Below are 23581 nucleotides of genomic sequence, written 5' to 3'. Positions count from 1 at the left end.
ATGGCCGCCGAACCAGCCACGCGCCCCGGCATACTGGCGGGAGCGGACCTTGAGGAATATGCGTCGCTCGACGGCTTGCGGAAACGGATCGTGGACGAGTCCTTGGACCTGGCATCGAAAGACTCGTGGCTGAGGTACCAGTTCGGCAGCGCCGATCCGGACAGCGGCGGGTTCGATTGTTCTGGCTCAGTCTATTACATCCTCCAACGCGTCGGGATCGATCCGCCGCGGAGTTCGGCAGACCAGTTTACCTGGGTCAAAGATGCGGACGCCCTGACGGAAGTACCTTCCGCGGTCAGCTCCACCAGCGATTCCGCCTTCAAGGACCTCAAGCCCGGCGATCTGCTTTTCTGGTCAGGCACTTACGAACCGACCGATGGCCGCACCGTCCCTGTTTCCCACGTGCAGATCTTCCTCGGCCACGAAAAGGCGACCGGCGAGCCGGTCATGGTCGGCGCCAGCGATGGCCGGACCTATCGCGGGACGAAGCGCAGCGGCTACGGCGTCTTCGATTTCAAGCTCCCGAAGCCCGGCTCCAAGGCGAAGTTCCTCGGCTACGGCCTTCCCACCGCCTCCGGCTGACCCGTTCGGGGTAACCATCCTGAAAAATCTTGCGAATTCATAAGAAACGATACTTTCATTGCATTCGCGCCGCCGAACCCAAGTCCCGCTGCCATGCCCATTTCCACGGAAACCATCATCCGCGCCCTCGATTCCTTCCGCATCGAAACCCCGTCGTGGGGCTACTCCGACACCGGCACTCGCTTCGGGAAATTCCACCAGCCGGCTGCGGCGATCGATCTCGACGACAAGCTCGCCGACGCCGCGCACGTCCATTGCCTGACCGGCTGCTGCCCGACGGTGGCGACGCACGTGCTGTGGGACTTCGCGCCGGGCACCGATGCCGCCGTGGTGGCCTCGAAAGCGGCGTCGCTCGGGATTTCGATCGGCTCGATCAATCCGAACCTATTCCAAGACCAGATCTACAAGCTCGGCTCGGTCGGCAGTCCGTTCGAAACGGCACGCGATCAGGCGCTGGCCCACATCATCGACTGTATCAAGCTCGGCCAAGTGACCGGCAGCAAGGCGGTCTCGCTGTGGTTCGCCGATGGCACCAACTATCCGGGACAGGACAACATTCGCGCCCGCAAGCACCGCTTCGAGGCCGCGCTGAAAGAGGCCCATGGCCACCTTTCCAAGGACCAGATCCTGTTGGTGGAGTACAAGCCCTTCGAGCCCGCCTTCTACCAGACCGACCTCGCCGACTGGGGGATGTCCTTCCTCACCGCGAAGAAGGCTGGCCCGCAGGCCAAGGTGCTCGTCGACACCGGCCACCACTACCTTTCGCAGAATATCGAGCAGATCGTCGCGTGGCTGCTCGATGAGGACATGCTCGGCGGCTTCCACTTCAACGACCGCCGCTACGCCGACGACGACCTCACGCTCGGCTCCATCGATCCCTACCAGATCTTCCGCATCTTCCACGAGATCCACCTCTTCGCCTGGGAGCGCGGCGGCGTCTATCCGGAGATCGAGTACATGATCGACCAGTCGCACAACCTGAAGCCGAAGATCGAGGCAATGATCCAGACGGTCTGCACGGCGCAGGAACTCTACGCGAAGGCCGCACTCGTCGACCACGAGGCGCTGCTCGCCGCGCAGAAGAAGGGCAACATCGTTGATGCCGAGCTGTGCTTGAAGAAGGCTTTCAACACCGACGTCACCGAAGCTCTCGCCGCATGGCGGGCCTCGAAAGGCCTCGATGCCGACCCGCTCGTCGCCCACCGCGCCAGCGGCTACGCTGAAAAGGCCGCCGCCGAACGCGCCAAGCGCCGGCAAGAGCTGGGAATCGCAACGGAGCACAGCTACGCCTGATTGCCACGCCGGGACTTGGCAAAGATGCCGCGCGAAACCTAACATGGTTTCGTCAAACTCGCCGCCTTTCGAACCCACGCGTCTTGAAACCCCTCCTCCAACTCTCCGACATCCGCAAATCCTTCGGTGCCGTGCGCGCACTGAAGGGCGTGTCGTTTGAGCTGTTGCCGGGCGAAGTCCATGCGCTGCTGGGCGAAAACGGCGCGGGCAAGTCGACACTGATCAAGGTAATCACCGGAGCCCATGCTCCGGATGAAGGAACGCTGGTGGTAGGCGAGGAAACATTGCGTTCGCTGACACCGTCGCATGCGCGCGAGTTGGGCATCGCTTGTATCTATCAGCAGCCCGCACTCTTTCCTGACCTTACGGTCGCGGAGAACATCGGGCTGCGACTGAAGAAGACATCAGCATTTGCCAAGGTGAACCACGCGGAGCGGCGTGCGAAGGCGCTCGAACTGCTGAAGCGTATTGGCGCAGAGATTTCGCCTGATGCGGAAGTGCGGTCGCTCTCGATGCCGGAGCAGCAGCTTGTCGAGATCGCCTGCGCGCTCGGCTCCGGCGCGCGGATCGTCATCATGGACGAGCCGACGGCTTCGCTTACGCAGAAGGAGCAGCATCTGCTCTTCGCTGTGGTGAGAGACCTGCGAAAGAATGGCGTTGGTGTCGTTTACATCTCACACCGCTTGGAGGAAATCTTCGCGCTCGCCGATCGAGTGACTGTCTTGCGCGATGGCGAGAGCGTCGGCACGAACCGGGTCGATGACCTCGACGAAGCAGCGATGATCAAGCTGATGGTCGGTCGCGAGGTTGCCACGCTTTATCCTTCGGCCGAAGGCCAGCCCGGTGATGTGGTGCTTTCGCTGAAGAACGTCAGTTGTGCCGGCGGCGGCGTGCAAGGCGTAAACCTCGAAGTGCGCGCCGGTGAAATCGTCGGCATGGCGGGCCTCGTCGGCGCGGGGCGCACGGAGTTGGCGCGTGTGCTCTTCGGCATCACGCCCGCCGACTCCGGCGAAGTCGTGCTGAACGGCAAGAAGCTCTCCATTTCGAATCCGCGCGAAGCAATCTCGCATGGTATCGCGTATGTGCCCGAGGACCGCCGCCGCCATGGCGTGATCCTGGAAATGCCGATCGCGCACAACATCACGATGGCAGTGCATCCGGTACTCTTCCCCGGCACGTGGCTGCGCTTCAAGGCGGAGACGGAGATGGCGCAGGACTTCATCCGCGACCTCGGCATCAAGGCCTACGGACCGGATGCTCCCGGCGGCAGCCTCAGCGGCGGCAATCAGCAAAAGGTCAGCGTCTCGCGTTGGCTTGCGACCAAGCCGAAGTTGCTGATCCTTGACGAACCCACGCAAGGCGTTGACGTCGGTGCGAAGAGCGAGATTCACAAGATCATCCGCGGCCTCGCGAAAGAGGGCCTCGCGGTGCTGATGATTTCCAGCGACCTGCCGGAAGTGCTCGGCATGAGCGACCGCATCGCGGTGATGCGTGGAGGCACGGTGACCGCCGTACTTCCCGGCGGCACCGATGCGCATGACGTGATGGCTGCCGCGCTTGGCCAAAGCAACGGGAAGGAGGTCGCATGAGCGGCAAGTATTCCCGCGAGATCACCGTGGCCGGAGCGCTTGGCTTGCTGCTGGTAGCACTCGCTATCTTCGCGCCGAATTTCTACGAGCTGCAGCCGCTGCTTTCCCGCACCACCTCGCAGATGCCAGCGCTGGTCGCTGCGATCGGCATCACGCTGGTGATCATTACGCGGCAGATCGACATTTCCATCGGCGCGCAATTCAGCATGTGCGCGGTGATCGCCGGGATCGTCGCCGCAGCGGGCATGCCCCTGCCCGTCGCCGTGTTGGCGGCGGTCGGCACCGGCGTCGTGATGGGTGCCTTCAATGGCCTGCTGGTCGCATGGCTAGGACTGCCAAGCATCGTCGTCACGCTCGCGACCATGGTGACGTGGAATGAGCTATTGCGACTGTGGCAACAAGGTCGCCTGATGAATCTTCCCGCCGGCTTCCAATGGTTCGGCCTCAATCAGGCAACCGGGCAAGGCATTGTCATCACCGTCGCGGTGGCACTGCTCTTGTTCGCTGCATGGGCAATGAAAAATCTCGCCGGTGGCCGCTACGTCTATGCCGTCGGCACCGACGCCGAAGCGGCTCGTTTGGCCGGCATCAACCCAAAGTGGACCACCTTTGGCGTATTCGCACTTATGGGTGCCCTCGCAGGCATCGCCGCGGTGATCAACCTCGTCCAATCGCCTCAAGTCCAGCCGAACGCCGGTGACGGCCTTGAGCTGAAAGTCATCGCCGCCGCGGTCGTCGGCGGCGTCGCCATCAATGGCGGTCGCGGCAATCTCTGGGGCGTCCTGCTAGGCCTGCTGTTGCTCGCCAACATCAACCCGGCGCTCACGCATTTCCACCTGCCCCCATATTGGGAACGCGCGATCCAAGGCATGGTCATCCTGCTCGCCGTGATCGCCGACGGCCTCAAGCGTTCGAAGAAAGCCACCGCATGAGTTCCGCGAAGTCCATCAAGAGCCTTCTTCTCCGGCACGAGGTCGTGCTGGTGGTGGTTATCGTGCTGGAGATTATCCTCTTCCAAGCATTCGGCCGTAGCTTCCTGGTCGCCTCGAACGTTTCCAATATCTTCCGCTTCTCCGTCGAGGTCGGCCTGCTCGCGCTCGCGATGACGCCGGTCATCCTCACCGGTGGCATCGACCTTTCCGTCGGCTCGATGATGGGTCTCTGCGCGGTCTGCTTCGGGATCCTGGTGAATGACGCGTCGCTGTCACCGTTGGTCGCGGGCGTCCTCTCCGTCGTCATCGGCATGGTGGGTGGCGGCATCAATGCGCTGCTCATCGCACGCTTCAAGCTGCCGCCGCTGATCGTCACGCTCGGCACCTTCTCCTTGTTCCGCGGCTTGGCCGAGGCCCTGACAAAAGGATCCAAGTCCTACTCCGGCTTCTCGAAATCCTTCCTCAATCTCGGCAATTCCGACGTCGCCGGCATCCCAGCGCAGATGTGGATCTTCATCCCGGTGGCGATCGGCATCTGGCTGCTCGTTCATCGCACCACCATCGGCCGTTCGTTTCGCGCCATCGGCTACTCGCCGGAGGGCTCGCGCTACGCGGGCATCCCGGTCGAGCGGAACTTGAGCCTTGCCTACATCCTCGCGGGCGCAGTGGCCGGGCTTGCCGCGGTGATTCTTGTCGCCCGTCTCGGCGAAGCCCGCGCAAACGCGGGCATCAACTACGAGCTGCTCGCGATCACCGCGGTGGTGCTCGGCGGCACCAGCATCTTCGGCGGCTCCGGCACCGTTGGCGGAACCTTCCTCGGCTACCTCGCCATCGCCATTCTCAACAACGGCCTCAGCCGCATCACCGCCTACAAGCTCTTCGACCAGCCGATTGCCAGCATTTCACGCGAGCTCTCCGGCGTGCTCACCGGCGTGCTGCTCCTGCTAGCCCTGGCCGTCGGTCCCATCTCCAAAAACCTCGCCACCCGGCGATCTCGCCGGCAGATTTCAAAGCAGTCTAACCCATGAAACGCATCCTCTGCTCGCTCGCGCTCTGCGCCGTCCCCTTCCTTACCGCTTGCAAGCCATCCGGTGAATCCGCTGGTGGCAAAGGTGGCAATCTCACCATCGGCTTCCTGCCGAAGAGCAAGGGCAACCAGTACTTCGTCACCTGTGAGAAGGGTGCCCGTGCCGCGGCCAAGGACCTCGGCATCGAGATGCTCTTCGACGGCCCGACCAACTCCGATCCGGCGAAGCAAAACGAGATCGTCGAGAACTGGATCTCGCTCGGCGTGGATGTGATCGCCGCCGCTTGTGAGAACAAGGACGGCCTTTCCACCGCACTGCGCAAGGCCCAAGAGAAGGGCATCAAGGTCGTCACCTATGATGCGGACGCGCAGACCGACGCCCGTTCGTTCTTCGTCAACCAAGCCACCGAAAAGGGCATCGGCGATGCGTTGCTCGACAACGCCGCCACGCTGGTAGGCAGCGAGGGTGAGTTCGCCATCATCACCGCCAATCTCACCGCTGCGAACCAGAACGCTTGGATCGCAGCGATCAAGGCACGCCAGGCGGAGAAGTATCCGAACATGAAGCTCGTCGACATCAAGCCGTGCGACGACCTCAAGGACAAGGCCCAGCAGGAAACCACCAACCTCCTCAGCGCGCATCCGAATCTCAAGGCGGTCATCTCCGTCTGCTCGCCGGGCGTTCCCGGCGCGGCCGAAGCCGTGAAGCAAGCCGGCAAGACCGGCGCGGTGAAAGTCGTCGGCCTCGGCCTGCCAAGCGAAAACAAGGCCTATGTGAAGGAAGGCGTCACCCAGGCGGTGATCCTCTGGAAGGTCGAAGACCTCGGTTACCTCACCATCCAAGCCGCGGCCGCGCTGGCGAAGGGCGAGCTCAAGTCAGGGGCCACCGAATTCAAGGCCGGTAAGCTCGGTGCGATGAAGATCGAAGGCGACAACATCCTGCTCGGCACGCCATTCGCGTTCACGAAGGAGAACATCGACCAGTTCGATTTCTAACAAATCCTATTCACACGAAAGCCGGCATCCCGCGTGAGATGGCGGCTTTTTCGTGTAGGGATCGTTCAGTTCTCCAGCACGATGCGATAGCGTGCCTTGCCCGCCTTGAGGTGTTCCAGCGCATCGTTTACATCCGCCATCGCGAAGGTTTCCGTTTGCGGGGCGATGCCGTGGCGGGCGCAGAAATCGAGCATATCAAGGACCGTGGCGGGTGCCCCGAGCGGTGAGCCGGAGATGCGCTTGCGCTGGCCGATCAGCGAGAAGGCCTGCACCTCGATGGGCTCCAGCACGGCACCGACGAAATGCAGCCGGCCGTCCGGAGCGAGCAGGTTGATGTAGGCACTCCAATCGAGCGGCACGTTCACCGTGGAGAGGATGAAGTCGAAGCTGCCCGCCGCTGATTTCATGGCTGCACTATCGCGGGAGTTCAGGACTGCATTCGCGCCGAGCGCCTTGGCTTCCGCCGACTTCGAGTCACTCGAAGTGAAAGCCGTCACGTGGCAGCCCCACTTTGAAAGAAATTGCAGCGCGAGGTGACCCAGCCCCCCAATGCCAATCACGCCGACGCGATGGGTCGGCTTCACGCCGAAGTCGGCGATCGGCCCGAAGGCGGTGATGCCGCCGCAGAACAGCGGCCCGGCCTTTTTCGGGTCGATGCCCTCCGGCAACTTCAGAGCCCAGCTCCAGTGGCAGCGCACGCGATCCGCGAAGCCGCCGTGGCGGCCTACGATCGTCTGCTCGGCCGTGGCGCAGAGGTTATGACGACCGGAGAGACAGGGGCGGCAATGCATGCATGACCCCGCGAACCAGCCTAGGCCGACGCGGTCGCCGACCTTCACGCCCTTCGCGAAATCTCCCGCCGCCTCAACGATCCCGATCGCTTCATGGCCGAGGACGAGCGGATAGACGGAGTTTCCCCAGTCGTTATCGAGCATCGAGAGGTCCGAATGGCACAGCCCGCAGCTCTCGACGCGGATTTGCACCTGCTCTGGACCCAGTGGGCCCGGCGAATAATCGAACGGCTGGAGTTTTGCTCCGCGGTCGGCGGCAGCCCATGCGTGGAAGGTTTCGGCCATATTCTCCCATCGCAGCCCCGGCTGATTTCGCAAGTCCGCGATGATGACGACTTGGCAATTTCCGTTCTGCCCCGTAACCCCGCTCCGTGCAGCGTCCGCCGAAAAAGTTCCACCCCCACCCGTTCGCCTACCATCAGGAGATCGAGCTGCGCATCGACGCGCTCAGCAACCTCGGCGTGGGCATCGGCCGGATCGATGGCTGGGTAGTCTTCGTCCCCTTCTGCCTGCCGGGCGAATTGGTGAAGGCGCGCGTCTTCCGCAACGACAAGAATTGCTCGAACGCGGACCTGCTCGAGGTGCTCGAAGCCTCGCCCGAACGTGGCGAGCCGAAGTGCCCACTCTTCGGCACCTGCGGCGGCTGCCAGTACCAGCATCTCTCCTATCAGGCGCAGCTCGATTGGAAGACGCGCCAGGTGGGCGAACTGCTGCAGCATATGGCGGGCATCGAGTTCCCGGTGCTGCCCTGCATCCCTTCGCCGAAGATCTGGAACTATCGCTCAAAGATCACGCCGCACTTTGACCGCCCAAAGGATGGCGTCATCGGGCCGATCGGCTTCCTGCCGAATGGCCGGCGCAGCATCATCGATGTCCCGCAATGCCCGATCGCGATGGAGGAGATCAATGCCGCCCTCCCTCGCGAGCGCGAGTCGGCCCGCCAGCGCGCCAAGCAATTCAAAAAAGGCGCCACGCTGCTGCTGCGCGCGACCGAGGGGCGCGTGGAAACGAATCCGAATGCGGTGGTGACCGAGCATGTCGGCGAGTTGTCCTTCGATTTCCTCGCCGGTGAGTTCTTCCAGAACAATCCCTTCATCCTGCCCGCCTTCACCGGCCATGCCGCGGAAGAGGCGAAGGCGGGTGGCGCGCGTTTCCTTGTCGATGCCTACTGCGGCTCCGGCCTGTTTGCGCTGACCTTGGCGAAAAACTTCGAGCAAGTCGCCGGCGTGGAAGTCAGCGAAGCCGCCGCCGATTGGGCGCGGCGCAATGCAGAGTCAAATGGTATCACCAATGCCCGCTTCCTCGCTGCCTCGGCCGAGACGATCTTCGCCGACATCGAGTTTCCCGCGAACGAGACCGCGGTGCTCATCGACCCGCCGCGGAAGGGTTGCTCGCCGGAGTTCCTCGAGCAGCTCATCGCCTTCGCGCCGTCCCGGGTCGTCTATGTCTCCTGCGACCCCGCGACCCAGGTCCGCGACCTCGCCATCCTCAAGCAAGGCGGCTTCGAGCTTCAGAAGGTGCAGCCTTTCGATCTCTTCCCGCACACCCGGCATTTGGAGTGTGTGATGACGCTCACACGCAGGACTACAGATTGAACATCCGCACGCGGCGGAAACGGCGGGGAGGCAGAGAGCGTTGGCGGCGCTTGAAGAGCGATAGTAGTGCGGTGAAGCGAGAGATCATGATGGCGCGCGTTTTAGCGAAGCCTGTGCCACGACGTGATTCCGCGCCGATCCCGCTCCCTCCAAGGATTTCCTACAGCATGCCCGCCCTGGCACGTCTCTAACGGGTGCACCCTGCGACGAGGCGGATGCATCTTGCGCCGTCCACCTCTCTCAGTCGTACAGCATGGCGCTGCGGTTCAGGTCGAGATGCATGCGCTGAGCCTCATTGAAGCTGCCGGGATACTTGTGCTCATCGAGCATCACCTCGCGATAGGCCTTGGCCATTTGAGCCGCTGCGACTTGCGGAGCCAGATGCCCCACGCCTGTGCCCAGTCCCGGAACCGCGACATGAGTGATCGGAATCTCTTCTTGATGCGACTTGGCAGCAATCAAGATCGCTTTCATGGCGAGATACGCGTGGATGCTGTTCCGGATGCGCATGGGCACCCGCATCGTCGGGGCGGCGATGAGCCAAGGGACCCGGACATCTTCCGTCGCTACGACAATCGCTTCGCCGATCAGCAGTTCGCGCATCGGCCGACTTTGGATCGCCTTCATCACGCGATCCTGCAAATCCCATCCGAAGCGCTCCGAGAGCAAATGATCCAGCCCTCCGTCCATGAAGCCGAAGGAATTGGCGGGACTGACCACCGCATCGCAGGAAAGCTGGCAAATGTCGCCTTCGAGGATGGCCACCTCATTGAGCCCTTCGAAGCAATGTCTCCAAGCCTCACCCAAGGGCTCATCGCGATAACACAGCGTGATCTTCACGCGCGCAGGATCATCTCCCCCACCGTTCTCCGTCAAACGCTAGCTCTTCTCCACTTGACCAAAGCCCGCCCCGGGGCTTTGGTCCCGCCGCCCGGACGAGACGCGCCGTACCCGGTTGAAGGAAAAGACGACGCACCTGAACCCTGCTTCAAGTGCACATGAATTCCTGGATCCTACTCGTTCTCGCCGGCTTGCTGGAGATTTGCTGGGCCCTCGGCCTGAAATCCACTGAAGGCTTCACCCGCCTTTGGCCCTCTGTCTTTGTCGGCAGTGCGCTCGTTGCCAGCCTCGTGCTTCTCTCACTTGCGGTGAAGAACCTGCCGGTCGGGACCGCCTATGCGGTGTGGGTCGGCATCGGCGCCGCGGGAGCCGCCATCGCGGCGGTCTTTCTCCACGGCGAAACCATGACTCCGGCCCGGGCCTTGTTCCTCGGCTTGCTGGTGGTCGCGATCATTGGCCTGAAGTTCACCTCGACCGCGCACTAGCCGCTCAGCGCTTCCCGCGCCGCACCTTCCGCACGAATTTCTCCATCGTCTCCTGCTGGCGCTCGATCTCCGCCACCAGCTTGAACTGGGTGCGACAGCGATCGAGGTTGTGGCCTTCGCGGTGAATCTTGAAGTAGCCGTCGCCCTCAAGAAAGTCGGTCAGGAAACGCATGCCGGTTTCGAAGGTGATCAGCTTGCCGCTGAAGGCGAGGTGCTCGATCTCGGCGTCGTTGAGGAAATCGTCGGCCGCATCGAGGTAGCCATCCACCAGCGCCTCGAACATCGGCATCTGCATCACCACCTTGGAGAGATCCCGCTCGTCTTCCGCTGCCGGGCTGGTGGCGGTGCGGACGAGGTCGCCGAAATCGTAGAGCGAGGCGCCGGGCATCACGGTATCAAGGTCGATCACGCAGACCGCCTCATCCGTGTCGGCATCAATCATCACGTTGTTGATCTTGGTGTCGTTGTGAGTGATGCGCGTCGGAATGGAATGCGTGGCGAGCAGGTCGATGATCACGCCCACGTCCTTTTCCCGCTGCCGCACGAATTCCAGCTCGGCTCCCACCGATCCGGCGCGACCATGTGGGTCGGCATCCGCCACCCGCATCAACCGCTCGAAGCGCTTCCTTGTGTGGTGGAAATCCGGGATGGTCTCCTCGATCTCACTCGCCGGCAGATCGCTCACCAGATCTTGGAACGAGCCGAAGGCGCGCGCCGCCTGGAAAGCCTGGCGGGTGTTTTCGATGATGTCGTAGGTGACGCAGCCTTCGATGGAATTGTAGCAACGCCAGATCCCGCCATTCGGTCCCACCACCCATGACCGGCCGCCGCGGCCGGGATAGAGGCTGAGCGTCTGGCCGCCGAGGTCCTTTTTCACCCGCAGCACCTTCCAGTTGATGTGACGGGTCACACATTCCACGTTCCGCATCACCGCCACCGGGTCCTTGAAGACCTTCTCATTGATCCTCTGGAGGATGTAGCGGTGCCGGGCTCCGGACGAGGTCTCGAAGGTAGCCCGGTAGGTCGAATTGATATGACCGCTCTCGATTTCCTCGCCTTCGATGAACTCGCCCTCAATCGCGAACTGGTTGGAAATGCGGGCGATCGATTCTTGTAGAGCCGGATCGACGGGATGGACGGGCGAGGTACTGGGGACCATGTGGCGCAGGTTTCGGGGCGGAAAGGGATGGTTGTAACGGCGATTTGTGACAAAGACAAACTGGAATTCCCGGAGGTGTTGCCGCTGGGGACCCCTCATTTTGGAGGATAAGACTCAGAACGGGAAAGCCTTGCCGGGATCCGGAGGAGAACGCATTTCTCCCCGCGCGTGACGCCTGCCGTGCCATTCAGCTTCCCGGGGATTGCGGCGGATGTCCGTCGTCTCGGGGACTTGCTGGCGCTGGGCCTGCGGGCGGCGGAATGGCAGGCTCCGGAGAAAGTGGCGGTGCTGAATCTGGCCTGCGGGCGGGCGGATGAGACCGGGGTCTTGTTGGGCGCGGTCGCCCCCCAGGCGACGGAGTTATTCTATCTGGGGATCGATTTGCGGCCGCCGGAAATCGCCGAGGCGAGGTCGCGCTGGATCCCGAATGCGCCGCCGGGGTGGCAGCTCGATTTCCGCGCGGGGGATGCCTCGCGGACGGATCGGATGAAGCAGCTGCCGCCCTTCGATTTCACCTTCATCCGCCACCAGAACTACTGGCACGACGCGGCGGTGTGGGAGGTGCTGTATCGCAATGCGCTCGATGGGCTGAAGCCGGGTGGTCTGCTGGCGATCACTTCCTACTTCGACCGCGAGCACGAGCTGGCGATGGCGTGCCTGTCCCAATGCGGCGGGCGGAAACTGGCCGACCTGCGTAATCCTCACAGTCGCCCGCTCGACGACGCGCCGAACAAGTCCGTGGACCGGCGGCTGGCGCTGTTTGTGAGGTAGCGGAACGGCTGCGCCGTTCCGGCGGGGTGCAGACACCTTGCGAATCGGAGTGACGATTCCAAGAGAGAGCTCGCCCCACCCGGAAGCGCGCAGCGCTTCCGCTACGAAGACTTAGAGAGAGGCCACGAACGCCCGTAACCGCGCCACGCACTTCTCTTGGCCTAACAAGCCGAGGATATCCCCCAGATCCGGCCCGCCGGACTTGCCGCTGAGGGCGACGCGGACCGGGAACATGAGCTGGCCCGGCTTGGCGCCGGCGGCCTTGGCGGTCTCGCCGATCTGGTGCTTCGCTGCATCAGCGGACCACTCGGAAAGCTTGGCGAAGTCGTTTGCCAAGGCGGCGAGCAGATCCTTCGCGGCGGCATTGCCGCGGACCTTTTCGACGGCCTCGGGGTCGAGGTCGAAACTATCGGCAAGCAGGAAGCCAATCGCTGCCGGGACTTCAGAAAGCAGGCGGACCTTCTCACGCACGACGGCGGCGACGGCGGGGTAGCGGTCGTCGATGGGCAGGCCGGCTTCGGCAACGAAGGGCCTGGCGGCTTCGGCGAATGATTCCGGGGAAAGCTTGAGCAGGTGTTGCTGGTTCACCCACGCGCATTTCTCGTGATCGAAGCGGGCCGGAGCACGATTGACCGCTTCGAGCGAGAAGCGCTCGATCAACTCGTCCATGGTGAAGATTTCATCGTCGCTCTTCGACGACCAGCCGAGCAGGGCGATGAAGTTCACCACTGCCGAGGCGAGGAAACCCTGTCGCTCGTAACCCGGGCTCGCTGGAATTTCACCAACGGGTGGGGTATCACCGATCGATGCGCCTTTGTCGCTCTTCGACATCTTTGAACCGTCTGGATTCAGAATGAGTGGGATGTGCGCGTACTGCGGAGCCGGAGCATCGAGCGCTTCGAAAAGCTGCAGGTGCTTCGGCGTGTTCATGAGGTGGTCCTCGCCGCGAATCACGTGGGTGATCTTCATTTCGAGGTCGTCCACCACGTTGACGAAGTGGAAGACGTACGAGCCATCGGACCGCCGGATCACCATGTCCGGTGTGTTCGACTCATCGCGGTAGTCGATGGTGACTTCGCCGCAGACGAGGTCGTTCATGGTGACGGGCTTGCGCTCGAAGCGGAAACGCCACGCGCCTTCCTCTTCGTAGACGCGGCCCTTCTCGCGCAGCACTTCGAACCACTTGTCGTAGATCGCGGTGCGCTCGCTCTGGTTGTAGGGACCGTAGTCGCCGCCCTTGCCCTCGCCCTCATCCCAATCGAGGCCGAGCCAGTGCATCCCGGTAAAGATCGCATCGCGGGCAGGCTGGGTATTGCGTGCCTCATCGGTGTCTTCCACGCGCAGGACGAAGGTGCCGCCGTGCTTGCGGGCGAAGAGGTAGTTGAACAAGGCAGTACGGGCGCCGCCGACGTGGAGGTAGCCGGTGGGCGATGGGGCGAAGCGCGTGCGGACGGACATGGGAGGCGGAGTGTAGGGCAGTCCGGCGCTCCGCCAAGAGCTTCGTGCAGACGAAAAAGCCGCCGCCGGAGAACTCCGGCGGCGGCTGGGATTGAATGCGCGAAGGCTTACGGGTTCACCGTGGCACGGAAGAACACCCTCTGCTGGCCGCTCAGCGCCGGGAAGCTGGACAGATTCACCGAGAACGGCGTGCTGTTGCCGGTGGCAGGCAGGCTGTTGGTGAGGTCGACCCAGCTGGTCAGATTGGTCGAACCCTGGACGGTGTAGGTCTGGCCGGGCTGGCCCGCGATATTGAACGAGACCGAGGTCACCGGATGGCCGGTCAGAACGATCTGGTTGATCTGGAAGCCCGGGCTGTTCGGGATGACCGTCTGCTCGATCAGGGCGAGGCCGCCATTGACCGGAGCGCTGCCAGCGGTGGTCGTCAGCAGCGGGTAATTGTAAGCCGCCGTCTCGGAGCTGCCGATGACTTCCCACCACGAGCCGCCACCGCCCTCGAAGAAGAGGGTCTTGATCTGGTATTGGCCGGCTTGCAGGAAGACGCGGACGATCGTGCGGCTGTTGCCGGTGCCCACGTCGGTGCGGACGGCGTTGTTCACGGTGCTGCCGGGGGCGGTTCCAATTGCCGCCTGCTGCGGGTGGTGGGTGAAGACGATCGAATCGATCGCCGGGTCGGTGTTCCCACCCACGCCATAGATATACATATAGCCGCCGTCATCGCCTTGGAAGCCGAGGTGGTAGTAGCCAGCCTGGGTGATGATGATGTTGCCGGTGGCACGGATCGCATAGTCGTTGTCCGCATTCGTCGTGTTGAGCGGCCACGGATTCGTCGGAGAGAAGCTTCCAGCCGAACCGTCTTGCGGATCGTTGAAGTCGAGCGAAGCCCAAGTGGTCGTGCGATTGGCGGGATTCAGTCCGAGCGTGGTCCAGACGGGATCATTCGTGGCCAGCCCCTGCGTGTAGCTGATCTTCGCCTCTGCTCCGGCGATGTTACTCGCGAACTGGTTCAGCCCTGGGATCGAGCTTTCCACAGTCCAGCCGGGAGCGGCAATCGCCGGGAACAGCACCGTCGAAGCAGGTACGCCGACGAGCTGGAAGCCACCCGGAGGCGTGGTCTGGTGAGGCCACTCGCCGGCGGCAACACCGAGCTCATAGCAGAAGCCGCCGACATTCTCCACCTGGAGGTATTCGATGTCGTACGATCCAGCCGCGAGGTCCACGATGCACCGGGTCTCCTGGTTGGCCTGATCGAAGTAGACCTCATTGGGATTCGACATCTGGAAGCGCGGATCACCACCTCCACAGGTCACGCGACGGAAGGAGGGATCGGGTGCTCCATTCGTGCCCTTGAGGCGGAAGACGAAGCCATCGTCCGAGGTCGTGATGAAGGTGTAGGTGCCAGTGGTCGGAATGGAAATCCGGCCCTTGGCTACGGTCGCCACGTTGTTCTCGTCCACACCGTTGTTGTTGCCGGGGAACGGCCTGTCATCGATGAACCGGTTGAACCCGCCATTGTTCGGGTCGCGATGGTTCAGGTAGGGCACCTGGGCATCGACGGTGTTCGCCGCATCGTTCGCCGGGGTCCGGGTGGTCGTATCGAGGAACGTGCTCATGTTGCCAATACCGGTAACCCCCGCGGCGTTAAGGAAAGTCCGCACGCCGAAGGTGCCGTTTCCTGCGAGCGGTCCCGGAGGATTGATCGCCCACCGTTCGCGGAAGGGCGGGATGGATGGGTCCGTGTCGTTTCCGATCAGGCGCCACAGGTTCGTGTCTCGATCGTCGAAATAGGTGCCGGGTGCCCAGGCGACTTCATAGTAGCCGCCGCCGCCCCCGTCCCAACCGAGGTAGGTGATGTCGTAGGTGCCGGCCGCATCGAAGCGGAAGGTGCCCCGCGAGTTCGAGTCGCCGGTGCCACCATCACGGTAGAGTGACTGGAAATCGCCGTCATCGATCTGGGCGTCGCCGCCGACATGGACGAAGCGACCGCCGCCCGGTCCGGTCACGCGCATGATGAAGCCATCATCGCTGTGAATCGAGAAGGTGCGAAGCTCGCCGGGAGTGGTGATGGTGACCTTCGTCTTGCCCACCACGACGAAGTTCTGCTCTCCGGCGGCATTCGTCAGGATGTTGAAGTCGTTGTTGAAGTTGCCTACGCCGCCTTGGTCGTTGGTGTCCGGGTCCGCGTGGTTGAAGACGGGGGCGGATCCTTCCACGGTGGCGGGATTGTTCAGCACGGAAGACACGGCAGCCACGATGTTGCCGACATTCGGGGGCAGCGGGGTGTCTCCGGTGGAGATCTCGCGAATGCCCCAGGTGCCGACGCTGCCGGCGAGGCCGGGAAGCGCCACCGGCAAGCGATGCGAAGTGAAACCGGAAAAGTAATTCGCCGAACCTCCGCCGACCTTCGGCACGGTCAGGTCATAGGCGTAGGAAGTCGCGGCGTCGATGGTGGCGGCGAAAGTGACAGTCGTGCGGGCGCCCGATTTCGATACCGTCACGGGGGTCGGATTTCCGTCCAGCAGGAAGGTGAAGGTGCCCGCTGCATTGATCTGGCCGGCGGTGGTGTCCACCAGCACGAAGCGACCGCCCGCCGGGTTGAGCGCAGCGCTCTCCAGCATCACGTCGGTGGCGTAGGTATTCCTCAGGTCGCTGGCGATGGTCGCGGCATTGGCGGACTCGTCCGAATTGTACATCCGCAGCTCGGCGATCTGGCCGTTGAAGGGATTGCTCCCCCCGCTGGTGCTGGCTCCGAGGGCAAAGGAAGAGGAGATGCGCGGAGCCATGACCCCGGTGTTCTGGCTGCTAACGAGCACGCCATTCACGTAGATCTGCTGCACGCCGGTATTGCTCCAGGTGAACATCGCCACCTTCAGCTCACTGTCGCTCACGGGATCGGAAAAGATCGTCCGCTCCATGACGCCGTTTCCCGGAGCTGCGCCGCTCACGCGGCTGCCGTTCCAAGTGAATCCCCAGTCTTCCGTGACTCCTCCGACCTCGTTTCCGATCAGGCCGCTGCCGTTGTAGAAGCCGCCCCCGCTGGAACCGAGCCCGTTGGGCTTGAAAATCGCCACCAGCGACATCGCGGTCGCCCCGTTGATCGGGTTGTTGGCTTGCGAAACGACGAAGTACGGCGACCCCGGCATGTCGACGGCCTTGGTTCCCGGAGCATATCCGGAAGTCACTGCAACGGGCGTGCCGGAGCCGCTGAGAGTCGCGACTTTGCTTCCCGTGGCGGGGGTGGAGGTCCAATTCTGGCCGTCCACGTAATCCGTTCCCCGCCATTGACCGACGAGAGCGGCTTCGACAACGGGGAGGCTCAAGGCGGTCGACATGAGGGCCAATGCGACGCCGCGATGATACGTAATAGTTATATTGTTCACTGGGTTCTTGGGTTGCGATCCAACGCCTCTTGGGTGGCGTGGCGGAGAGGGGCCTCCGCGAGAATCGACCTCACTAGTCGCATACTTTTGCGGCAGGCTTGCATCTTTTTTCGTTCACCCAAAAAGGCCAAAATCGGGGAAAAGAGCCAAAAATGACTAATTCGGCTCCATTTTTTGGATGAAACATAGCTTATCGCGCCGTCCTGTCCCACAATCAAGGGACAGGGGTGCTGACACAATTTCGGTAGGGACGACGGCTTTGAAAATAATTCTGAGCCCCTTTACTAAACCGTTTTATTAGCGGAGACGTCTATCCTCTATTTTTTCACAGGGTAGTTGTTCCATTAGTAAAACAGAGATGCATTTCGCATCCCCTGACGCGTCCCGCACCCAGGCTTGCCAGCAGCAGCCACGCTGCCGACTCTCCTCCCGTGGCCGAGCCCTTCATCCGCGTCCGCGCGCTCGAACAAAAGTTCGGCTCCCAGCATGTGCTGCGCGGCGTGGATCTCGACATCTTCCGCGGCGAGACGCTGGTGATCCTCGGCGGCTCGGGCGGCGGCAAGTCGGTGCTGCTCAAGCACCTGCCCGGCCTGCTGTGCCCTTGGAAAGGCACCGTGGAGATCGATGGCGAGGATATTTCCAACCTCAATGAGCGCCAACTCGCCCCCTACCGCCGGAAGGTCGGCATCATGTTCCAGGGCGGCGCCCTCTTCGACTCGATGACCGTCGGGGAAAACGTCGCCTTTTCCCTGCAGGAAGCTCACGCGAAGAAGAGCGAGATCCGCGAACGGGTATCGGAGGCGCTGGAAATCGTCCGCCTCCCGGGGCAGGAGAAGAAAATGCCTTCCGAGCTCTCCGGAGGCATGCGCAAGCGGGTCGCCCTCGCCCGCGCCGTGGTCGGCAGGCCCGCCTGCGTGCTCTACGATGAGCCCCACGCCGGACTCGACCCGATCACCGCGGACTCGATCGATCACCTGATCAAGGACCTCCAGACCTGCCACGGAATGACCAATGTGGTCGTCACCCACGAGATGCGCAGCGTCTTCCACATCGCCGACCGGGTCATGTTTCTCCAGGAGGGCCGCGTTCATTGGGTGGGCAGCCCCGAGGAGCTGAAGGCCACCGAGGACCCGATCCTGCGGCCATTCATCGATGGCGATTCCGGCGAGCCGTGGTCAGGATCGCCCTTGCGCGCCTAGGCCCGCCCGTGGAAGCTTCCGCCACGCATGGGAGAATCTTCCAAGAAGACGGAGCTCTGGGTGGGGCTGTTCGTGTTCATCGGTCTCGCCCTGCTCGGGGCATTGATCGTCCAGTTCGGGCGATTCGGCGACAAGCTCCACGGGAAATACCAGATCCTGGTCGTCTTTGACGATGCGTCCGGTCTGATCAAGGGCTCCGAGATCCGCATGGGCGGTGCCCGCATCGGCAAGGTGGACGATCATCCCGAGCTGAATTCGGAAGTGAAGGTGCAGGTGGTCATGAGCATCAACGAGCCGATCCACATCCCGGAGAACTCGATGATCCAGATCGCCTCCGCCACCCTGCTCGGTGACAAGATGATCGTCATCACCCCGCCGCCGAAGTCGGAGTCCACCGGCCGCTTTCTCGAGCCCGGTGCGGTCGTTCGCGGCGGTGGAGCGTCGGGACTGGACGCCATTCAGAACAATGCCGAATCGATCAGCCGCGACGCGCGCAAGCTGATGGAAGATGCCGGCGCGACCTTCAAGAAGGTGGACGCCGCGGTCGATGACATCCGCTCGGTGGCCCACCGGCTGACCACGACCATGGACAAGGTCAATGGCTCCCTCTTGTCCGAAGAGAATCTCAAGAGTCTCAGCAGCACCCTGACGAACTTCGAGAAAGCCTCTGCCGAGCTGACGCCGACCGTCGCTGAAGCTCGCGACGCAATCGCCGCCTTCGAAAAGGCGTCTAACAGCGCCCAGGGAACCTTCGCCAATGCCGACAAGCGCATCGAGGAGCTGAAGCCCGCGCTGGAGGAAGTGCCGAAGGCCGTGGCCTCGATCTCCCGCGCCGCCGACAAGGCTGGCAACGCGATCGACCGCGCCGAGCAGGGCAACGGCCTGTTAGGCACGCTCGCCTACGACCATGACGTCTCGGACGATGCCAAGGTCTTCATCCGCAACCTGCGCCAGCAAGGCATCCTCCGCTACCGCGACAAGGAAACGCCGGAGGACGATCCGCGGAACCGGTTCCGGGGGAGACGGCGGTGAGTGCGGAGGAAAATCCCTACGCGGCACCGCAGGCGCCCGGCTTGGCGAAGGCGGAGCCCCGGGAAGGAGCGCTGTGGTATGTCTCGGAAGGGGTTCTTCAAGTCCGCGACGGGGCGAGCCTGCCGGATGTCTGTCTCTCGGGCATGCCACCTGGCGAACCCGGGGAACGGGACTCCTTGGAGATTTCTTGGTGTCCCGCTTGGATACGACATCTGCCATCCGTCGCATTAATCGGCTTTCTCATCTGGGCCTTCATGTCATTGGAGGGATCTTCCGATCCACCCGAGCCTTCCACATTCGTGGCCATCGCGGCCGTAACCGTCGCGCTGATCTGGCTTGTCCGGGGCGTGAGCAAGCGCGGGCGCTTTCACATGTTCCGGTCCGACCAAGCCAAACGAGACGAGAACCGGCGGGATTGGGTTGAGAGGCTGACGGTTCTGGCGTTGGTATTAGGCGGCGGTATTGTCTTAAACAGGATCTCTCCCGGTCGCTTCCCGGGAGGAGGCGCTGGTTTGATCGGGGGTATTTCCATTTACCTTTCCGGAAGTCTCGGAAGGTTACGGCAAATAAGGCCCAACGGATTCGATTCCGGCTGGTTCGAGCTGGCCAACGTCCACCCCTCTGCGATTGCCCGGCTTGAAGAAATCCAGAGCCGCCTCGACGAGCTTCCGCTTTCCCGAAAGCCCTCGTGACACCGCGTTTTCGACTGCTAGCCTCTCGCCCATGAAAGCCCTCGCCGCGCTCGCCGCTTTTGTTTTCGCCTCCTGCACCACCACCTCCTGTTGGAAAGGCGGGATCCCGATGCGCGAGACCGAGATGCACGCCCAGTGGGGTGCCGAGGTGGACATCAACCAGTCCGCCAACAACGTCAAAATCTACCGCGGCCTCAACCACCCTATCGCGGACAAGGCGCGCTATGACAGCCAGGTGAAGAAGGGCGGCTGGGTCGAGTTCGAGGGCTTCAAGTTCAAGGCCGAGCCCCTCTCCCTGCCCGCCGGCACCGCGGAAAAGGTCCTGGACATCTACAAGCGCTCCGCTTCCCACGAGGCACTGGCGACCAAGACCACCTGCGCCGGCTTCCATCCAGACTATGCGCTGGTGTGGAGCAAGGGCGGCAAGCGCCGCGTGCTCCAGATCTGCTACGGCTGCCACGAGTGGAAGTACTTCGGCCCCGGCGGCACCGTCCACACCGACATCGAGGACAAGACCTACTTCGGCGAGCTGACGACCAAGCTGCTGCCCAAGCCGAGGCCGCATCCGTGAACCGCCACCCATCCTTCAATCCGGCGGCGAGGACTTTGCCTGTCCCTTGACTGGAATCGTCAGGGCGCGGGCTTGAAGACGCCTTTGCGGGCGAACTTCAGATCCTCATTGGTCTGATCGTAGTAGGAGATCACCGGCTGGCCATCGAAGCCGAAGGAAAGGGCGCAGAACGAGCCGACATTGCCCGGAGTATCAACCGTGCCGCCCGTCCATGAGCTGCCATTGTAGCGGGTGAAGCGGAGGTCCTGAGTGCCCTGATCGTGATGGGAGATGGCCGGCTGGCCGTCGGGGCCAAAGGCGAGCGAGGCGGAGCGGCCCACTGCACCCGCACTTTCAACCGTCGCCGGGGTCCAGGTGGTGCCGTTGTAGCGGGCGATCTTGAGATCGAGATTACCAAGATCCAAATACGCAATGGCGGGCTGGCCATCAGGGCCGAATTTCAACGAAGGATCGACGCCGACCGAGCCGGTGCTGTCCACCGTGGTCAGCGTCCAGGTGCTGCCATTGTAGCGAGCGAACTTGAGATCTTGATTGGTCGCGTCGTAGTAGGCGATGGCAGGCTGGCCATCGGGACCGAAGACAAGGGAGTTGTCCACACCCCCCACGTCCGCAGCGCTATTGTCAACGGTGACGATTGTCCAGGTGACGCCGTTGTAACGGGCGAATTTCAGGTTGCCGTTGGGCTGATCGTAGTAGGCGATGGCGGGTTGGCCATCGGGTCCGAAGGCAAGTGAGGTGTTTCGTCCGATGTTATTGCCGACGTCAACTTCCACCGTGGTCCATACTCCTGCGTCGCGAGTGGAGTACTGCACCGCACTGGTGGCGCCGAGGATGACGTTCCAGCTTGAGATGGCAGGTTCTCCATTGGGACCGAAGGCGATGGACGTGTCCACGCCGCCAAACCCGCTCGCGGTTTCGATGTGCCAGGAGCTGCCATCGTAGATGGCGTATTTCAAATCCGTGCCGGTGAGCTTGTAGTAGGCAACGGCAGGCTGCCCCTCCGGGCTGAGGGTCATGGAGTGGAAAGTGCCGACAGAATTCGCGCTCTCCACAATTCCGATGTTCCAAGGCAGGCTCAGGCTTGCCGCCGAGGTCGAGAGCAGGCCCGTTAGAAGCTGCTGGTCGGCCTGAACCCGGCCCAAGGCGGCGCGGGTTTTCACGAGATCGGATTGAGCCGTGGAAAGCTGCGTGCCGAGCTGCGCGATCTGATCCGAAAGTTCCTGCAGCGTCTTCATGCTCGCTGCCGGTGGCCCGGCGGGTGGCTCGAGCGGGCCTTGGGCGAGCAGGGGAAAAGGAACGAGAGCAATGGCGAAAGCGAGGAGTTTCATGAGAGGGCAGGTAGCAATGACCGGGCGATCAATCGGAGAAATTCGCGAATGGATTGGTGCTCGCGATGATTCCGGTGGCAGTGACGATCGGGCCGACCGCCGAGTTGGCACTCATGCTGTAGCGGGTCGTGCAGGTGCTGACGCTGTTGCCGCGGACGACGACCCGGCCGGAACCCGCGAGGGTCTGGATGCCGGTGGGGCATCCAGTGACCGTATTGTCGTCCAGGACGCCGCCCGAGCCGCCGAATTGGATGCCGAGGACGCCGGCATTAGCCACGGAACAGCCGCTGATGCGGGTGGTAGTGGTGGTGCCCCCGATGCCGATGCCATCGAGATTGCTGACGGAGCAATTCACGATGCTGGTGCCGTTGATGCCGTTCGCTGTTCCGCCGTCGTTTGAGACCAGGTCGACGCGGGTGTCGGTCACATTCTCGGCGAAGATCGCGTAGATGGCGATGGAGGTGTTCGCCACCAGATTGGAGACGGTGCAGTTCGAGACGCTCTGGGCCGCAATGGCTTGGTTGCCGGTGAATCCGCTGCCATTCTGCACGAATCCCGTGACGTTGGCATGGTCCACGATTCCGGAGCGAATGCCCACCACGGTACCGGCGCCCTTGAATGTCTGGAGCGTCACCTTGGTGACAGTGCCGGTGTTCGTGACGGAATTATAAATGCCGTTCACCGAGGAGGTGACGCCGGCGTGGCCGATCGTCTGGAGCGAGCAGTCGCTCACCAGAGAGCCAAAGTTGATTCCGGTGACTACTCCGGTGGAGCTTTCGTAGCCAATGCGGGAGATCTGGCTGGCGGTCACCGAGTCAGCATCGATGCCCGTGACCGTGCCACTCCCGGTGGTCTTGAGGCTGGCCACCGAGCAGCCGTTCACGATGCCTTGGGGTGCGTTGCGCTGGGCTATGCCGCGGACATTTCCGCCGGCGGAAATAAGGTTCTGCACGCGGGTGGCAGTGACGAGATCCCCTGTCACGCCATCGACCGGCCCTGCTGCCGTGAGGGTGAGATCGGAAACCACGCAATCGTTCACCTCTTCGCCGTAGATCCCGACGAGGCCGACTGTGCCGCTGACGGATGCAACGCGGCAGTGGGAAATCCGGCTGCCGCTGATGACGACCAGGCCGGAGTTGGTCACCTGGCCGACTTGGCAACGTTCCACCACATCGCCGACGATGGCCTCGCCGGTGATGCCGCTCACCATGCTGTCCTCGATCTGATCCAAGCTGTTTCCACCGGCGCACTGAATGCCGCCCGACCCTCCGCGAACGAGAACCCGGCGCACGATGGTGGAGCCCGCCACATCCGACCGGAGGCCGGTGCCGACGCAGGCGATGGTGAGGTCCTCCATGGTCAGCCCGTGGATGGCACCGGTGCCGACGGTGTAGATGCCGCGCTGGCCGAAGCCGGTGATGAATCCATTCCGAATGGTGAGGCCGGTAAGTGCCGCTCCGCTGCGTGAAATGCCGATGCCATTCAACGAACTCCCCAATCCTTTGAGCGAGTAGCCATTGAGATCGAGGGTGACATTGCTTGCCTCGATGAGGATACCATCCTTCGACGCGACACCCTGCACATCACCCGTCAGATAGTAGGAGCCGGGGGTGGAAATGACGTGGACCGCATTCGCATTGCCGGGTGCCGTGGTGGCGTTGATTGGGATACGCGCCTCGATCTGATCGAGGGTCTTCATGCTCGGCACCGGCGGGCCCGCGGGCGGAGCGAGCGGGCCTTGGGCGAAGGCAGCTGAAGAAAATACCAGAGCGGTGATACCCAGCAGGAGGGCCGTAGAGTGGGACCGTCTCGACGGCATCGTTTGTGGGATCATGGGCTATTGGATTCGCGATGTATCCGC

General features: G+C 62.7%; 20 protein-coding genes and 1 riboswitch. Of the genes, 13 read left to right on the top strand and 7 right to left on the bottom strand.

Going from position 1 to position 23581, the window contains the following annotated elements; translation table 11 throughout:
- From WKV53_RS20560 to WKV53_RS20535, 6 genes are all read left to right on the top strand, one after another.
- A complete protein-coding gene (locus WKV53_RS20560; protein ID WP_341406678.1) occupies positions 1 to 582 on the top strand; it encodes a C40 family peptidase in 582 nt (193 codons plus the stop codon).
- Positions 583 to 675: 93 nt separating this feature from the next.
- Positions 676 to 1875, top strand: coding sequence for a TIM barrel protein (locus WKV53_RS20555; RefSeq protein ID WP_341406677.1), 1200 nt, complete (start codon positions 676 to 678; stop codon positions 1873 to 1875).
- A gap of 83 nt (positions 1876 to 1958) precedes the next feature.
- Entirely contained in the window at positions 1959 to 3464 is a 1506-nt protein-coding gene (locus tag WKV53_RS20550) for a sugar ABC transporter ATP-binding protein (RefSeq protein ID WP_341406676.1), read from the top strand.
- Complete coding sequence (locus WKV53_RS20545; RefSeq protein WP_341406675.1) at positions 3461 to 4396, top strand: ABC transporter permease; 936 nt, start codon at positions 3461 to 3463, stop codon at positions 4394 to 4396. Before WKV53_RS20550 ends, WKV53_RS20545 begins: the two co-directional genes overlap by 4 nt.
- A complete protein-coding gene (locus WKV53_RS20540; protein WP_341406674.1) occupies positions 4393 to 5424 on the top strand; it encodes an ABC transporter permease in 1032 nt (343 codons plus the stop codon). The genes WKV53_RS20545 and WKV53_RS20540 overlap by 4 nt, the downstream gene beginning before the upstream one ends.
- Positions 5421 to 6419 (top strand): autoinducer 2 ABC transporter substrate-binding protein, encoded by a 999-nt coding sequence (locus WKV53_RS20535; RefSeq protein WP_341406673.1) that lies wholly within the window; start codon positions 5421 to 5423, stop codon positions 6417 to 6419. The genes WKV53_RS20540 and WKV53_RS20535 overlap by 4 nt, the downstream gene beginning before the upstream one ends.
- Positions 6420 to 6484: 65 nt before the next feature.
- Here the strand turns inward: WKV53_RS20535 and ahr are convergent, their stop codons facing one another.
- On the bottom strand, positions 6485 to 7495 hold the full coding sequence (gene ahr / locus WKV53_RS20530) for an NADPH-dependent aldehyde reductase Ahr (protein ID WP_341406672.1): 1011 nt from the start codon (positions 7493 to 7495) through the stop codon (positions 6485 to 6487).
- Positions 7496 to 7581: 86 nt separating this feature from the next.
- Between ahr and WKV53_RS20525 the strand changes: the two genes are divergently transcribed.
- Positions 7582 to 8805: a class I SAM-dependent RNA methyltransferase gene (locus WKV53_RS20525; protein ID WP_341406671.1), complete on the top strand. Its 1224-nt coding sequence runs from the start codon at positions 7582 to 7584 to the stop codon at positions 8803 to 8805.
- 240 nt (positions 8806 to 9045) lie between these two features.
- Here WKV53_RS20525 and WKV53_RS20520 read toward each other — a convergent pair whose 3' ends face one another.
- Entirely contained in the window at positions 9046 to 9645 is a 600-nt protein-coding gene (locus WKV53_RS20520) for a macro domain-containing protein (protein WP_341406670.1), read from the bottom strand.
- 75 nt (positions 9646 to 9720) lie between these two features.
- A riboswitch (guanidine-III (ykkC-III) riboswitch) is annotated at positions 9721 to 9782 on the top strand.
- Positions 9783 to 9803: 21 nt separating this feature from the next.
- On the opposite strand from WKV53_RS20520, the gene WKV53_RS20515 reads away from it, so the two are divergent.
- Positions 9804 to 10130, top strand: a complete 327-nt coding sequence (locus WKV53_RS20515; RefSeq protein ID WP_341406669.1) for a DMT family transporter — start codon at positions 9804 to 9806, stop codon at positions 10128 to 10130.
- 4 nt (positions 10131 to 10134) lie between these two features.
- Here WKV53_RS20515 and WKV53_RS20510 read toward each other — a convergent pair whose 3' ends face one another.
- Positions 10135 to 11289, bottom strand: a complete 1155-nt coding sequence (locus WKV53_RS20510) for a phosphotransferase enzyme family protein (RefSeq protein ID WP_341406668.1) — start codon at positions 11287 to 11289, stop codon at positions 10135 to 10137.
- Positions 11290 to 11469: 180 nt separating this feature from the next.
- Here WKV53_RS20510 and WKV53_RS20505 point away from each other — a divergent pair, with 180 nt between their 5' ends.
- Positions 11470 to 12060 (top strand): class I SAM-dependent methyltransferase, encoded by a 591-nt coding sequence (locus WKV53_RS20505; protein WP_341406667.1) that lies wholly within the window; start codon positions 11470 to 11472, stop codon positions 12058 to 12060.
- Positions 12061 to 12171: 111 nt separating this feature from the next.
- On the opposite strand, the gene WKV53_RS20500 is transcribed toward WKV53_RS20505, so the two are convergent.
- Both WKV53_RS20500 and WKV53_RS20495 read right to left on the bottom strand, forming a co-directional pair.
- The gene (locus tag WKV53_RS20500; RefSeq protein WP_341406666.1) at positions 12172 to 13518 is read right to left on the bottom strand and encodes a glutamate--tRNA ligase; all 1347 of its coding nucleotides are present in this window, start codon (positions 13516 to 13518) and stop codon (positions 12172 to 12174) included.
- A 107-nt stretch (positions 13519 to 13625) separates the two neighbouring features.
- Positions 13626 to 16850 carry a LamG-like jellyroll fold domain-containing protein gene (locus WKV53_RS20495; protein WP_341406665.1) on the bottom strand — a complete coding sequence of 1075 codons (3225 nt, stop codon included), beginning with the start codon at positions 16848 to 16850 and terminating at the stop codon, positions 13626 to 13628.
- A 479-nt stretch (positions 16851 to 17329) separates the two neighbouring features.
- On the opposite strand from WKV53_RS20495, the gene WKV53_RS20490 reads away from it, so the two are divergent.
- The 4 genes from WKV53_RS20490 to WKV53_RS20475 all read left to right on the top strand — a co-directional run bounded on the left by WKV53_RS20490 (position 17330) and on the right by WKV53_RS20475 (position 20392).
- Positions 17330 to 18097, top strand: coding sequence for an ABC transporter ATP-binding protein (locus WKV53_RS20490; RefSeq protein ID WP_341406664.1), 768 nt, complete (start codon positions 17330 to 17332; stop codon positions 18095 to 18097).
- A gap of 27 nt (positions 18098 to 18124) precedes the next feature.
- Positions 18125 to 19129, top strand: a complete 1005-nt coding sequence (locus tag WKV53_RS20485) for an MlaD family protein (RefSeq protein ID WP_341406663.1) — start codon at positions 18125 to 18127, stop codon at positions 19127 to 19129.
- 299 nt (positions 19130 to 19428) lie between these two features.
- Positions 19429 to 19821 carry a hypothetical protein gene (locus tag WKV53_RS20480; protein ID WP_341406662.1) on the top strand — a complete coding sequence of 131 codons (393 nt, stop codon included), beginning with the start codon at positions 19429 to 19431 and terminating at the stop codon, positions 19819 to 19821.
- Positions 19822 to 19852: 31 nt separating this feature from the next.
- The gene (locus WKV53_RS20475) at positions 19853 to 20392 is read left to right on the top strand and encodes a hypothetical protein (protein ID WP_341406661.1); all 540 of its coding nucleotides are present in this window, start codon (positions 19853 to 19855) and stop codon (positions 20390 to 20392) included.
- A 59-nt stretch (positions 20393 to 20451) separates the two neighbouring features.
- On the opposite strand, the gene WKV53_RS20470 is transcribed toward WKV53_RS20475, so the two are convergent.
- On the bottom strand, positions 20452 to 21720 hold the full coding sequence (locus WKV53_RS20470) for a hypothetical protein (protein WP_341406660.1): 1269 nt from the start codon (positions 21718 to 21720) through the stop codon (positions 20452 to 20454).
- Positions 21721 to 21748: 28 nt separating this feature from the next.
- Positions 21749 to 23554, bottom strand: a complete 1806-nt coding sequence (locus WKV53_RS20465) for a hypothetical protein (RefSeq protein WP_341406659.1) — start codon at positions 23552 to 23554, stop codon at positions 21749 to 21751.
- Between the last annotated feature and the right edge of the window lie 27 nt (positions 23555 to 23581).

Source organism: Luteolibacter sp. Y139 (assembly GCF_038066715.1).
Classification (GTDB): domain Bacteria; phylum Verrucomicrobiota; class Verrucomicrobiia; order Verrucomicrobiales; family Akkermansiaceae; genus Haloferula; species Haloferula soli.
Note: the sequence above shows the minus strand (reverse complement) of the source record. Positions and strands in the feature narration are given on the sequence as shown.